10 protein-coding genes and 1 tRNA gene are annotated in these 13,693 nt (G+C 69.8%); 6 read left to right on the top strand and 5 right to left on the bottom strand.

Features of this window, described 5'->3' with window-relative positions; translation table 11 throughout:
* Positions 1-309: 309 nt before the first annotated feature.
* The 3 genes from ACRSBM_RS38095 to ACRSBM_RS38105 are packed head-to-tail and all read right to left on the bottom strand — an operon-like array spanning position 310 to position 2,848.
* Entirely contained in the window at positions 310-1,050 is a 741-nt protein-coding gene (locus tag ACRSBM_RS38095; RefSeq protein WP_434451547.1) for an FAD:protein FMN transferase, read from the bottom strand.
* Between the two features lie 2 nt (positions 1,051-1,052).
* Positions 1,053-1,475 (bottom strand): FMN-binding protein, encoded by a 423-nt coding sequence (locus ACRSBM_RS38100; protein ID WP_434451549.1) that lies wholly within the window; start codon positions 1,473-1,475, stop codon positions 1,053-1,055.
* A 14-nt stretch (positions 1,476-1,489) separates the two neighbouring features.
* Positions 1,490-2,848: a ferredoxin reductase family protein gene (locus ACRSBM_RS38105; protein ID WP_434451551.1), complete on the bottom strand. Its 1,359-nt coding sequence runs from the start codon at positions 2,846-2,848 to the stop codon at positions 1,490-1,492.
* 118 nt (positions 2,849-2,966) lie between these two features.
* On the opposite strand from ACRSBM_RS38105, the gene ACRSBM_RS38110 reads away from it, so the two are divergent.
* Both ACRSBM_RS38110 and ACRSBM_RS38115 read left to right on the top strand, forming a co-directional pair.
* Complete coding sequence (locus ACRSBM_RS38110) at positions 2,967-3,683, top strand: response regulator transcription factor (RefSeq protein ID WP_434451553.1); 717 nt, start codon at positions 2,967-2,969, stop codon at positions 3,681-3,683.
* A 7-nt stretch (positions 3,684-3,690) separates the two neighbouring features.
* Positions 3,691-5,106 carry a sensor histidine kinase gene (locus ACRSBM_RS38115; RefSeq protein ID WP_434451555.1) on the top strand — a complete coding sequence of 472 codons (1,416 nt, stop codon included), beginning with the start codon at positions 3,691-3,693 and terminating at the stop codon, positions 5,104-5,106.
* Between the two features lie 7 nt (positions 5,107-5,113).
* Here ACRSBM_RS38115 and mgrA read toward each other — a convergent pair whose 3' ends face one another.
* A complete protein-coding gene (gene mgrA / locus ACRSBM_RS38120; RefSeq protein ID WP_434451557.1) occupies positions 5,114-6,142 on the bottom strand; it encodes an L-glyceraldehyde 3-phosphate reductase in 1,029 nt (342 codons plus the stop codon).
* A 40-nt stretch (positions 6,143-6,182) separates the two neighbouring features.
* On the opposite strand from mgrA, the gene ACRSBM_RS38125 reads away from it, so the two are divergent.
* Positions 6,183-7,844, top strand: a complete 1,662-nt coding sequence (locus ACRSBM_RS38125) for a hypothetical protein (protein ID WP_434451558.1) — start codon at positions 6,183-6,185, stop codon at positions 7,842-7,844.
* Positions 7,845-7,904: 60 nt separating this feature from the next.
* Here ACRSBM_RS38125 and ACRSBM_RS38130 read toward each other — a convergent pair.
* A tRNA-Thr gene (locus ACRSBM_RS38130) sits at positions 7,905-7,977 on the bottom strand.
* A gap of 260 nt (positions 7,978-8,237) precedes the next feature.
* Between ACRSBM_RS38130 and ACRSBM_RS38135 the strand changes: the two genes are divergently transcribed.
* The 3 genes from ACRSBM_RS38135 (at position 8,238) to otsB (ending at position 13,675) form a co-directional block, all read left to right on the top strand.
* Positions 8,238-9,581 (top strand): threonine/serine ThrE exporter family protein, encoded by a 1,344-nt coding sequence (locus ACRSBM_RS38135; protein WP_434451560.1) that lies wholly within the window; start codon positions 8,238-8,240, stop codon positions 9,579-9,581.
* 69 nt (positions 9,582-9,650) lie between these two features.
* Positions 9,651-11,084: an alpha,alpha-trehalose-phosphate synthase (UDP-forming) gene (locus ACRSBM_RS38140; protein ID WP_434453387.1), complete on the top strand. Its 1,434-nt coding sequence runs from the start codon at positions 9,651-9,653 to the stop codon at positions 11,082-11,084.
* 59 nt (positions 11,085-11,143) lie between these two features.
* Positions 11,144-13,675 carry a trehalose-phosphatase gene (gene otsB, locus ACRSBM_RS38145; RefSeq protein WP_434451562.1) on the top strand — a complete coding sequence of 844 codons (2,532 nt, stop codon included), beginning with the start codon at positions 11,144-11,146 and terminating at the stop codon, positions 13,673-13,675.
* Positions 13,676-13,693 lie beyond the last annotated feature (18 nt).

Consider the following 13,693-nt stretch of genomic DNA (forward strand, 5'->3'; position numbering starts at 1 on the left):
CACCGTGCCGCGTCCCGCGAGTTCGCGTCGGTCGTCCGGTCGCCTCTTCGGGTCAACCGCCGCAGGCGATTCGGGCCGAAGCGGCGGCCGGACGACCGACTCAAAGGCGAACTCGCCGCCGCGCCAGCGGCCAATAAACACAGAAAAGGCCTGCCTGGGGTGCGCTCCCGAATTCGCACCGCCGGCAGGCCTTCTCGCACGAGTAGTTGGTCGACAGCAGGCCGGGTCTTGCCCCGAGCGCGAGCTCCGATCCAGCTCTTGATCAACGAGAAACGTGCCCCGGAGTCAAAGCTCCGTTGGGCGGGCATGTTAACAGATGTGTACCGGAAGTCCAGGGCTCGAGTACACGCGTCGATCTTCGTCGACGATGAAGACCTCGCACTCCTCCTGCGTGGCCGCCCACTCGATTCCGTCCCTGCCCAGCGCAAACGCTGCTGTGGCAGTGGTATCCGCGATCGCGAGGTCGTCGGAGAAGACCGTGATCGACAGGATTCCCGTGACTGGTTCACCGGTGCGGCCGTCGAGGATGTGCCGGCCGCGTTCGTACAACGCTGACGTGGCAACGGCTCCGTCGCGCACGCCGAGCACGACGCTGAGCCGGTCGGCGAGGTCGGGATGCCGAACGCCCACGCGCCAAGGCTTTCCGGGCTCGGGCTCGCCGGCCGTCACGACGTCGCCGCCGGCGTTGACGCAGAACGTGGAGGCGCCGCCCTCGCGCAGCAGGTCCGCCGCGCGTTGCACGGCCCAGCCCTTCACCACCGCGCACGGGTCGAGCCCGCGGCCCGGCACCCGTGCCGTGAACGCGCCGCCCGTCGACTCCTCGTACCAGTCGCACAGCGCGAGAACCTCAACCAGGTCCGGGGTGAGCTGCTCGGAGGTGAGCTCACCCCGGTCCAGCCGGGACACCTCGCTGCCGGGCTTGAACGGCGAGAACCGGGCGTCCACCTCGTGCAGCCACGCGAACGCGCGCTCGGCCAGTGCGGCGTCCCCGTCACGCAGGTCCACCGAGATCGGCAGGCCCATGATGTGCTCGACGCGCCGCACCGCCACCGCTACCGCGCCCCGTCGATGGCGGCCTGCAGCGACTGCTGGTAGCCCTCGGAGGTCGCGGTCGCGCCAGACACCGTGTCGATGTCCGCGCTCTGCGCCTTCAGTGCCGACTCCCGCAGCAGCGGCAGCGCCATCCTGGTCGGGTTGCTGTTGGGCGCCCGCAACGCCTTCACGTCGGTGATCCTGGTGCCCTCGAACGTCACCTGCACCTGCACGGTGCCTTCGGAGGTGTTCACCGCCGGCCCGGACACGCTCCGGCTCTGGGCCGGCTGCTGTTGCGGAGCGGTCTGGGTCTGTTGCGGCGCCTGGGTTTCCGGCGCGGCGGCCTCGCTGATCTCACCTCCGTGGCCGGCACCCGGTGAGTAGAGCCAGACCGGCACCAGGCCGGCCACGCTCAGCGCCAGAACGGGAATCGCCCTCTTCACGTCGTCGGACCCTCTCAGTTGGCCAGCGCGAAGCGCTCGGCGTGGACCTGGTTGCCGGGCACGCCCAGCTCGTCGAGGCTGCGCACCACGGCGGCGGTCATGCCGTTCGGGCCGCAGATGAACACGTCGCGGTCCTGCACGTCCGGCACCAGCGCGGCGATGTTCTCCGGGCCGAGCAACGGGCCGTTCGCGGTGATCGTCTTCGACGAACCGGTGACCAGGCGCAGCACCGCGCCCTTGGCCCGCGCGAGGCCTTCGAGCTCGCGCAGCAGCACGGCCTCGCGCGGGTCGGTGACCCGGTAGAGCACCACGACGTGGCCCTTGATCTCCTCCAGCAGCGCGCGGACCGGCGTGACGCCGACGCCGCCCGCGACGAGCAGCGCGTTGGACTTGGTCTGGTGCATGGTCGTGAAGGCGCCGTAGGGGCCCTCGGCGAACACACGGGTGCCGACCCTGATGTTGCGGATGTCGGCGCTGCCGGTGCCCAGGGCCTTCGCGGTGAGCCGCAGGTACTTGCCGTTCGGCGCCGCGGACAGCGAGAACGGGTTGGCCTGCCACCAGCGGTCCTTGGTCAGGAACCGCCAGAGGAAGAACTGGCCGGCCCTGGCGCCGAGCCGGTCGAGGTCCCTGCCCTCGATGTAGACCGAGACGACGTCGGGCGACTCGGGCACCACGGCGGCGACGCGGAACTGGTGGCGCCAGTTGCGCCAGAACGGGAGCACCAGCCGTCCGATCAGGACGGACCCGAGCGCGAACGTCCAGAGGCCCCACCAGTACCCGGTGGCGAGCGCGGAGTTGCGGAACGTGCTGCCGACCACGACCTGGTGCGTGAACGCGAGGAAGATCGCGACGTAGGTGTAGAGGTGGATGAAGTGCCAGGTCTCGTAGGCCATCCGGCGCCGCGCGAAGCGGGCGGAGACCACGCCGACGACCATGATGATCGTCCACGCGACGACCGCGCGCAGGATGCCCTCCAGTTCGGTCGCCTGCCGGACGATCTCGGCGACCGGGCCGTCGGCACCCGCGTTGCCGAACGCGATGAAGACCAGGTGACCGACCAGCATCCAGAAGATCGTGAAGCCGACCCAGCGGTGCCACGAGGTGAGCTTGTCCATGCCGAGACGGCGGTCGAGCCACGGCAGCCGCGCCACCAGGAGCAGCTGGAACGCCATCGCGAGCGCGCCGTACAGGCCCGTCAGCCGGCCGAAGTTGATCAGCCTGTTCGACCCGACGCCCGCCGCGTTGAACAGGTAGGTCACGAAGGCCGCGTTGGCCAGGAGGAACACGTAGAGGCCGGCTTTGGCCAGCACCTTGTGCGGCGTCGCGCGCCCGGCCGGAGCCGGTCGCACGGGATGCTGCAGGGTGGTCGTCACGGCGGGCTCCTCGGTCAGGGCGGTCGCGGTCGGTCGGTCTCGATCCTTGGTGTGCGAGCTGTGGCTCCGCTTTGCGCGGGCTGTCGACTTCCTGTCGATCGAGCGGCGGTGCCATCAGGTGACGCACCATGAGCACGTGGACAAGGGCAACTCGGTTCGATTGCTCGTCGTGGACGACGAGCCGCACATCGCTGACCTGGTCGCGACGGTGGCCCGGTACGAGGGCTGGCAGGCCGCGACCGCGCTCAACGGCGAGGACGCCCTCAGAGAGGCGGCCGAGTTCCAGCCGGACATCGTCGTGCTCGACCTCATGCTGCCTGACCTGGACGGATTCACCGTTCTCGACCGGCTTCGGGCGGCCGGCGCGATGGTGCCGGTGGTCTTCCTGACGGCGCGGGACGGCACCGCGGACCGCGTGGCCGGGCTCACCCGCGGTGGCGACGACTACCTCGTGAAACCTTTCTCGGTCGAGGAGCTGATGGCGCGGCTGCGCGCCGTCCTGCGCCGCTCGACGGGTCCGTCATGGAAGCGCTCGGTCCTGAAGGTGTCCGATCTGCTGATGGACGAGGACACACGCGAGGTCCGGCGCGGCGGCAAGCTCGTGACGCTCACACCGACCGAGTACGAGCTGCTCCGGTATCTCATGCGCCGCTCGCCGGCCGTGCTGACGAAGGCGCAGATCCTCGACCACGTGTGGGAGTACGACTTCGGCGGCCGTTCCAACGTGGTCGAGCTCGTCATCTCCCACCTGCGCCGCAAGCTCGACGACGGCCGTGAGCCGTTGATCCACACCGTGCGCGGTGTGGGGTACGTGCTCCGCCGAGCAGCGGAGTGAGCCCGGCATGAAGCTCCAACCGAAGCCCGTCCGCGACTGGCGGCTCGGCACCCGTCTCGCCCTCGTCCTCGGCGCGCTCGCGCTGATCGTGTTCGTGATCGTCGGCTGGGTCATGGTCACGTCGATGAGGGACTTCCTGGACCGCCGCCTCGACGACCAGATGGTCCTCAGCCAGCAGGGGTCGGCCAGGGAGGTCGAGTACCACGGCGAGGTCACGAAGCTCCCGCCCGACTGGTTCGCCGTCCTCTACAAGATCGAGAACGGCGAGCTGAAACCCCAGCCGGGGGATCAGCAGCCGGAGGACCGCGAGGAGTTCGACGCTCTCGCGAGGCAGGCGCTGACCGCCGACCGGTTCGCGACCGACTACCTGCGCGACGAGGGCAAGTTCCGCCTGCGCGCCTGCCAGATCATCAAGGGCGAGTGGATCCTGGTCAGCGCGGCCCCGACGCAGGACAGGGACGGCACGATCTCCCAGCTCGTCACGGTCAGCGTGATCGCGTTCCTGGCCGCGCTCGTCGCGCTGGTGGTGGGCGGCCAGGCGTTGATCCGCAAGGGCATGCAGCCGTTGTCGGACATGGCCGACACCGCGCACGACATCTCCTCGCACGACCTGACCGACTCGGGCGACCTCACCGTGCGCGTGGGCGGGCGCGGTGGAGGTGTCGAGGTCGAGGAGCTGCGCGAGGCGTTCAACAAGATGCTCGCGCACATCGACTCTTCTCTGGCCGCCCGCACGGCCGCAGAGCAACGCCTGCGCCGGTTCATCGCCGACGCCTCGCACGAGCTGCGCACACCCCTCACGTCGTTGCGCGGCTACGCGGACCTCTTCAAGTACGCGGCGGCCAACGAACCGGGCGAACGCGAGAAACACCTGGAGAAGCTGCGGTCGGAGGCGGCACGCATGAGCGTGCTGCTGGACGACCTGTTGTTGCTGGCACGCCTGGATTCCGCGGAGTCGGAACCGCCGTTGCGCCCGGAGGAGCTGGACCTGGCGGTGATCGCGGACGCGGCCGCCGACGCGTTCCGGGCCGCCCGGCCGTCGCACTCGCTGGACGTGGACGCCGACACGGTGACCATGGCGGCCGACCCGACGCGGTTGCGGCAGGTGCTCGACAACCTGCTGACCAACGCGGCCGTGCACACGCCCGCCGGCACCGCGGTGTCGTTGAAGGTGACGGCTGAGAACGGCTGGGCGGTGATCAGGGTGAGCGACACCGGCCCCGGCATCCCGGAGACCGACCAGGCGCGGATCTTCGACAGGTTCTACCGCGTCGACGACTCGCGGACCCGCCAGCGCGGCGGGAGCGGCCTCGGCCTCGCCGTGGTGCAGTCGCTGGTGAAGGCGCACGGCGGCACGATCGAGCTGGCGAGCCGGCCGGGGGCGACGGTCTTCACGATCCGCCTCCCCCGGCACGAGCACTGAGCCTGTCTCACTCCGCCTGGGAGCTGGTGGCCCAGAGGTCGATGCCCGACTCGACCGCGTGCTTGTCGATCTCGGCCAGCTCGTCGTCGGTCAGCGGCGGCGCCTGCAGGGCCGCGAGGTTCTGCTCCAGCTGCCCGACCGACGACGCGCCGATCAACGCCGACGTGACGCGCGGGTCGCGGATGGTCCAGGTCAGCGCGAGCTGGGCCAGCGACTGGCCGCGCGACCTGGCGATCCCGTCGAGCGACCGGATCCGGCTGAGGTTCTGCTCGTTCAGCAGGTCCGTCGACAGCGACTTGCCCTGCGAGGCGCGCGAGCCCTCCGGGATGCCGTCGAGGTAGCGGTCGGTCAGCATGCCCTGCGCGAGCGGCGAGAACGCGATGCAGCCGGCGCCGACCTCCTCCAGCGTGTCCAGCAGCTCCGGCTCGATCCAGCGGTTGAGCATCGAGTACGACGGCTGGTGGATCAGCAACGGCACACCGGCGGACCGGAGCAGCTCGGCGGCCTCGCGGGTCTTGGCGGGCGAGTACGACGAGATGCCGACGTAGAGCGCCTTGCCCTGCTGCACGGCGCTGACCAGCGCGCCCATCGTCTCTTCCAGCGGCGTCTCGGGGTCGAACCGGTGCGAGTAGAAGATGTCGACGTAGTCGAGGCCCATCCGCGTCAGCGACTGGTCGAGCGAGCTGAGCAGGTACTTGCGGCTGCCCCACTCCCCGTACGGGCCCGGCCACATGTCGTAGCCCGCCTTCGTCGAAATCACCAGCTCGTCGCGGTACGGCCTGAGATCATCGGAGAGGATCTGCCCGAACGTGATCTCCGCCGAACCGTACGGCGGACCGTAGTTGTTGGCGAGGTCGAAGTGCGTGACACCGAGGTCGAACGCCCTCCGCGCGATCCCGCGGCCCAGCTCGTAGGGCCGGTCGCCGCCGAAGTTGTGCCACAGGCCGAGCGAGATGGCGGGCAGCTTGAGGCCGCTGCGTCCCGTCCGCCGGTAGGTCATCTGGTCGTAGCGCGCGCTATCCGCGAGGTAGGACATGGTGCCCACAATGTCACGTCCTAGTGGGACAGAGCAGGACATGACCCGCGCCGCGGAGGCGGGCGAGGTGCTCGATCTCTCCCGCCGCGGGAACAACGTGGTGCGTGCGGAAGCGATCCGCGACCTGCTGCGGTCGGGCGAGGTGGACCCGCGCGGTCTCAAGGTGACCGGCGCGCGCATCACCGGTGCCCTCAACCTCGACTTCATCAGCACTTCCACGGCGTTGCAGCTGGACAACTGCCTCTTCGAGGAACCGGCATCACTCCACGACACCGACCTGCCCGCCCTGTCGCTCGACGGGTCGACGCTGCCCGAACTGAACGCCGAGAACCTGCGCACCCGCTACCTCACGATGGAGAACGCCCGCTGCGCCGGGATCATCGACCTGCAGAACGCGCACGTCGACGGATCGCTGCTGCTCAGCGGCGCCACCGCCCGGCCGCTGTTCGGAACGGGCCTGCGGGTCAGCCGGAGCATGGAGGCCGACGGGCTGTACGCCAGCCGCGTCTGGCTCGACGGCTGTGAAATCGGCGGTGACGTGAACCTCTCCGACGCCGTGATCGTCAACGAGACCGGCCTGGCCTTCTTCGCCGTCAACGCGAAGATCGGCGGAGACCTCACGTTGAACCGGGCCTTCGTCAAGGCGAGCGGCGAGGGCCCCGCGGTGAACCTGATCGACGCCACCGGGCACGGCCTGCACATGAAGGGGGCGGTGCTGCGCAGTGCCGGGAGCTGGGCCCTCTGCCTCGACGGCGCGCACTTCACGCAGGAGGTGCGGCTGAACGAGGGGTTCGACGCCCGGTCGACCGGCGAGACGATCCACGTGGTCGACACGCGCATCGGTGCCGGGTTCATCCTCGACGGTTCGGTGCGCAGCCGCGAGAGCCAGGCCATCGTGCTGCACCGGACCGAGGTCGGCGCGGCCATCACGATCAAGGCCACCGAGATCGAGGCGACCAGCCGGCGGGCCGCGGTGGACATCGAGGACGCGGTGGTGAACGGCGAGCTCGTCTTCGAGGCGAAGAAGCTGGTCAACCACGGCAGCGGCTACGAGCTCGAGCTCTCCGGCACCAAGGTGCGCAACGTTCTCCACCTCAACGAGTCGAAGCTCATGCAGGCCGACGTGTTCACCGTGACCGTGGACGGCCTGACCTATCCGAACCCGCCAGTGGACACCGACGCGTGGCTCAGGATGCTGCGCGACCACACGTTCGGCTACGAAGCCCAGCCATACCAGCACCTTGCGGCCGTCCACCGGGCCGCCGGCCACGAGCACACCGCCCGCAAGGTCCTGATCGCCCAGCAGCGCGACCTCCGCCGCCGGGGCGACCCCGGCAACAAGCTGTGGCACTGGTTCCTGGGCGTCACTCTCGGCTACGGCTACAAGCCGTCCCGGGCGGTGGCCGGACTGCTCGTGACGTTCCTGCTCGCGATCGGTCTGGTGTGGACAGCGGGCCAGTTCGGCGGCCTCACCCCGGCCAAGGACCGCCCCGCCGACTCCTGTTCACCGGTGAACAGGATCAGTCTTGCGGCCGATCTCGCGATCCCGCTGGTCAAGCTCGGCGGGACACCGAGGTGCGAACTGGCGAACGGAGCAGCCGGGCAGTGGGCGACGGGGGCCGGCTGGGCCGTGCAGATCCTCGGCTGGTCGTTCGCCACGCTGAGTGTCGCGGGCTTTACCGGACTCGTTCGCAAAACCTGAGGAACTGCCGGCCGAAATGGACGAGGGTCCGCCCACCTGGGCGAACCCTCGTTCTCCGTGAGCCGGCGAGGGGAATCGAACCCCTAACCTTTCGCTTACAAGGCGAGTGCTCTGCCAATTGAGCTACGCCGGCCTGGCTCGTGTTCGCGAACATCGTAAGCGCCCCTTGCGGGTACTACCTGCGGCGAACGGACTGCTCTCAGTGTGATCGGATTGCTCCGACCGGAGTCGGACCAGCCAACTGAGTGGGTCAGTGCGTCGGAGTGACCGCCTTGACCAGGTCAGGAGGGTAACCAACGGACAGTGATCATGTCCTCCTTTTTGGGTCCCCCGATCGGGGGTGGCAGAGGACACAGCAACAGTAGAACGACTCCGCACGATCACACGACGGAGGTGCGCGAGATTTCCCCGAACAACCTGCACGGCCCCTCGTTGCCGGACGACACCACTGTTCACCTGGTACTCGATCTCGCCTTGCGGATCGGTGAGGTCCAAATGGCCAGTGGGGCCGGCGCGGCCGACGTGACAGCCACGATTCTCTCGGTCACCGAGAGCTATGGGCTTCCACATACGGAAGTCGACGTGATTTACACCTCTATCAGCGTGTCGTGTCATCGGGGCACCGAGGCGCCACCGGTCACCGCGGTACGGGTCGTCCGGCAACGAGGTCTCGACTACACACGGCTGGCCGCGGTGGAGCATCTCGTCCGCAATCTCGGGCCGATCGAGGACGCGCACGCCGAACTCGAGGACATCACCAACGCCCAGCACCCGTACCCGCGCTGGGCCGCCACCGCCGCCTGGGGCGGGATGGCCGCCGCTGTCGCGTTCCTCGTCGGTGGCGGGTGGGTGCTCGCCCTCACCGCGGCGGTCATCACCGCCGTGGTCGACCGGGTCGGCCGGCTGCTCAACCGCCGTGCGCTGCCGTTCTTCTTCCAGCAACTGGTAGGCGGTGCGCTCGGCACGGGTGCCGCGCTCGCCGTCTACGCGACCGGGTGGCTGCCGGTGCGGCCGAGCCTGCTCGTCGCCGTCGGGATCGTCGTGCTGCTGTCCGGGCTCGCGCTGGTCAGCACCGTGCAGGACGCGATCTCCGGCTACAACGTCACCGCCGCGGGCCGCACGGTCGAGACCGTGCTGCTCAGCGCCGGCCTGATCGCGGGCGTCGCGCTGGCGATCCGCGCGGCCGTCCACTTCGGACTGGACATCAGGCTCAGCGACCCGTTGCCCGCACTGATCTCCGCGGTGCCCATGCAGTTCGCGGCCGGCGCGGCGACGAGTGCGTTCTTCGCGCTCGCCTGTTACGCCCAGCCCCGCGCGCTCGTCGCCGCCGCCGTCGCCGGCGCGATCGGCACGGCCACCTACGGCCTGGTGACGACGTTCGGCCTCGACCCGCTGCTCGGGTCCGCCGTGGCCGCCGCGATCACCGGCTTCGGCGGCGCGACGCTGACCCGCCGGTTGCGCATCCCGACGCTCGTCGTCGTCCAGGCCGGCGTCGTCCCGCTGCTGCCCGGCTGGACCACGTACCGGGGCCTGTTCCAGCTCACGGCCGAGGGTGATCCGGCCGGTTTGAGCACGCTGGTGTTCGCGAGTGGCATTGCTCTCGCTCTGGCCGGAGGTGTCGTGTTCGGCGAGTACCTGGCCCAGCCGGTGCGCACCGGACTGAGCCGTCTGGAACGGAAGTTCGCTGGTCCGCGCATGTCCGGGCCGCTCAAACCCACCAAGCGTCGTTTGGAGTGAAACTCGCTGTGACAGGGGTTACACGACACGCCGACGGCACGCGTCCGCACTAGCCTCGGAAATGTGAGCATCGACATTGGCGAGAACGGGGCGGAATTCGTAGTCGTGGCCAACCGGCTGCCGGTTGACCTGGAGCGCTTGCCCGACGGAACCGAACGGTGGAAGCACAGCCCAGGAGGGCTGGTGAGCGCGCTCGAGCCGTTCCTCCGCTCACACAGCGGCGCCTGGGTCGGCTGGCCCGGCGTCGCGGACACCGAGGTGCCGCCGTTCGAGGACGACGGACTGCTGCTGCACCCGGTCGAGCTGTCGGCCAAAGAGGTCGAGGACTACTACGAGGGCTTCTCCAACGGCACGCTTTGGCCGCTTTACCACGACGTCGTGGCGCAGCCCGCGTTCCATCGGCACTGGTGGAACGCCTACGTGAAGGTCAACCAGCGGTTCGCCGACGCGACCGCGAAGGTCGCCGCGCAGGGCGCGACGGTGTGGGTGCAGGACTACCAGCTGCAGCTCGTCCCGGCGATGCTGCGCGAGCAGCGGCCCGACCTCAAGATCGGCTTCTTCCTGCACATCCCGTTCCCGCCGGTCGAGCTGTTCATGCAGCTCCCGTGGCGCACGGAGATCATCCGCGGTCTGCTGGGCGCCGACCTGGTGGGCTTCCACCGGCCCGGCGGCGCGCAGAACTTCCTCTGGCTGGCCCGCCGCCTCGTCGGCCTGGAGCCGAGCCGCGGCACCGTCGGTGTCCGGACCCGGCCTGGTGTCGTGCAGGTCGGCGACCGCACCGTGCGCGTCGGCGCGTTCCCGATCTCGATCGACAGCGCCGGGCTCGACGCGGTGGCGCGGCGCAAGGACACGCAGGCCCGCGCGAGGCAGATTCGAGAGGACCTCGGCAACCCGAAGCGCATCCTGCTGGGTGTGGACCGTCTCGACTACACGAAGGGCATCGACGTCCGGATCCGGGCTCTCTACGAGCTGATCGCGGACGGACGCGTGGACCCCGAGGACGTCGCGATGATCCAGCTCGCGACACCTAGCCGTGAGCGGGTCGACCACTACAAGACGATGCGCCAGGACATCGAGCAGTCCGTCGGGCGGATCAACGGCGAGTTCGGCCGGGTCGGCAAGCCCGTCGTGCACTACCTGCACCAGTCGGTGAACCGCGAGGAGCTCGTCGCGTTCATGAGCGCGGCGGACGTCATGGTCGTCACGCCCGTCCGGGACGGGATGAACCTCGTGTGCAAGGAGTACGTGGCCTGCCGATATGATCTTGGTGGAGCTCTGGTGCTCAGCGAGTTCGCCGGCGCTGCCGCAGAGCTGACCAGTGCGTTCCTGGTGAACCCCCATGATCTGGACGGTGTCAAGAACGCACTGCAGGCCGCCCTCGACATCGATCCCGCAGAAGGCCGCCGTAGGATGCGCGCGCTGCGCCGTCAGGTCCTCACCCACGACGTTGACCGTTGGGCAAGGTCGTTCCTGGAGGCGCTGGGCACGCAGACCTCGGTCTGAATCCTTTCAGATCTTCCCAGCAGTGTCATCCTGACCCATCGAGTGCTCCAGGAGGGGCGTTGACCGCCGAGGCCCTCCCCGCCGAACTGCGCCGAGCCATCTGTCAGCTCGCCCGCACCCCGCGACTGCTGGTCGCCAGCGACTACGACGGAACACTCGCGCCGATCGTGAGCGACCCGGAGGCGGCTCGCCCGCTTCCGGAGTCGGTGAACGCGCTGCGTTCGCTCGCGAGCCTGCACGAGACCACCTCAGCCGTGATCTCCGGCCGTGCGCTGCGCGATCTGGCCACCCTTTCCCGCCTGCCCGGCGAGGTCCACCTGGTGGGCTCGCACGGCTCCGAGTTCGACGTCGGCTTCGTCCACGCGCTGGACGCGAACGCCAAGGCGTTGCTGCGGCGCATCGAAGCCGACCTCGAAGAGATCGTCGACGGCCACGAGGGCGTCCACCTCGAGGTCAAGCCCGCCTCCGTCGCGGTGCACGTGCGCCGCGCCGCGACCGCGGAGATCGGCGAGACGGTGCTCGCCGCCGTCCGCTCCGGCCCGTGCACCTGGGAAGGTGTGCAGGTCACCGAGGGCAAGGCCGTCATCGAGCTCGCGGTCGTCGAGACCAACAAGGGCCAGGCGCTCGACATCCTGCGCCACCAGGTCGGCGCCACCGCGGCGATCTTCCTCGGCGACGACGTGACGGACGAGAAGGCGTTCGCGCGCCTGCACGGCCCCGACCTGGGCATCCGGGTCGGTGCCGGCGAGTCGCTCGCCCAGCACTACGTGAACGACCCCGCCGACGTGGCGACCGTGCTCGCGTTCCTCCTGGAGGAGCGCCGGGCGTGGCTGCACGGCGACCAGGCCGTGCCGATCGAGCGCCTGACCATGCTCGCGAACGAACGGTCCGTGGCCCTGGTGACGCCCGATGCCAAGGTCAACTGGTTGTGCCACCCCGAACCGGACTCCGCGGCGATCTTCGCCGACCTGCTCGGCGGTCCCGCCGCGGGCCACTTCTCGATCAAGCCGGAGCACGGGTCGCTGCCACTGGGCCAGCGCTACCTGCCGGGCACGATGATCGTGGAGACCCGCTGGTCGCGGCTCCTGGTGACGGACTACCTGGAGCACGACCTCGCGTCGCACCGCACGGACCTGGTGCGCCGGATCTCCGGCTCGACCAACGCGGTGATCACGTTCGCGCCGCGGCCGGAGTTCGGCCAGGTGCCGGTGCGGCTGCTGCGCGAGCGCGACGGCCTGCGCGTCGTCGGCACCTCGGACCCGATGGTGCTGCGTTCGCCGGGCGTCGACTGGGAGATCACCTCCGACGGCGTGCAGGAGACCGCACGCGCCGTGGTTCGCCCGCGCGAGGGCGCGCATGTGTTGCTGGAGCTGCGTTGCGGCACCGACGACATCACCGAGCACGCTTCCCCCGAGTCGGTCCGCCGTGACCGCGCGGCCGGCTACTGGTCGGACTGGGCGGCGGGGCTGCGGCTGCCGAGGGTGCAGCCGGACCTGGTGCTGCGCTCGGCGCTGACGCTGCGCGGCCTGGTGCACAAGGACTCCGGCTCGATCATGGCCGCGGCCACCACGTCGCTGCCGGAAGAGCTCGGCGGCGTCCGCAACTGGGACTACCGCTACTGCTGGCTGCGCGACGGCGCGATGACCGCCTCCGCGCTGGTGTCCGTGGGCTCGTACGCGGAGGCCGACGGCTTCCTGGCGTGGCTGCACGGCGTCCTGAAGACCATTCCCGGCCCGGAGCGCCTGCACCCGCTGTACACGCTGCACGGCACCCAGCTCGGCGCCGAGGCCGTGATCGACACGCTGCCCGGCTACGCGGGCTCGCGTCCCGTGCGCGTCGGCAACCTCGCGAACCAGCAGGTGCAGCTCGACGTGTTCGGCCCGGTCGTGGACCTGGTCGTGGCGCTGGCCTCCGCCCGCGGTGCGCTGTCGGACGCCGACTGGGCGATGGTCCAGGCGATGGCCGAGGCCGTCGCGCGGCGCTGGCACGAGCCGGACCACGGCATCTGGGAGGAGCGGCACGCGCCGCGCCACCACGTGTACTCGAAGGTCATGTGCTGGCTGACGATCGACCGCGCGATCAAGCTCGGCGAGCAGTTCGGCCGCTCGCTGGACCCGTCGTGGGTGCCGTTGCGCGACACAATCGCCACGGACGTGCTGAAGAACGGCTGGAACGACGAGGTCCAGTCGTTCACCACGGCCTACGACGGCGACGATCTGGACGCCGCCTCGCTGTTCGTGGGCCTGTCGGGGTTGATCGACCCGGCCGACGAGCGGTTCCAGTCGACGGTGACGGCCATCGAGGCCGAGCTGCGGTCCGGCTCGACCGTGTACCGCTACCACCGCGACGACGGCCTGCCGGGCGACGAGGGCGGCTTCCACCTGTGCGCGGCGTGGATGATCGAGGCCTACCTCCTGACGGGTCGCCGCACCGAGGCCGAGGAGCTCTTCGGCCAGATCGTCGCGGCCGCGGGCCCCACCGGCCTGCTGCCCGAGGAGTACGACCCGGTCGCCGAGCGTTCGCTGGGCAACCACCCGCAGGCGTACTCGCACCTGGGCCTGATCCGCTGCGCCCAGCTGCTCTCGCAGTGATCTCGTAGTTCTGCTGCC

Source organism: Lentzea xerophila (assembly GCF_051094245.1).
Taxonomy (GTDB): Bacteria; Actinomycetota; Actinomycetes; order Mycobacteriales; family Pseudonocardiaceae; genus Lentzea; species Lentzea xerophila.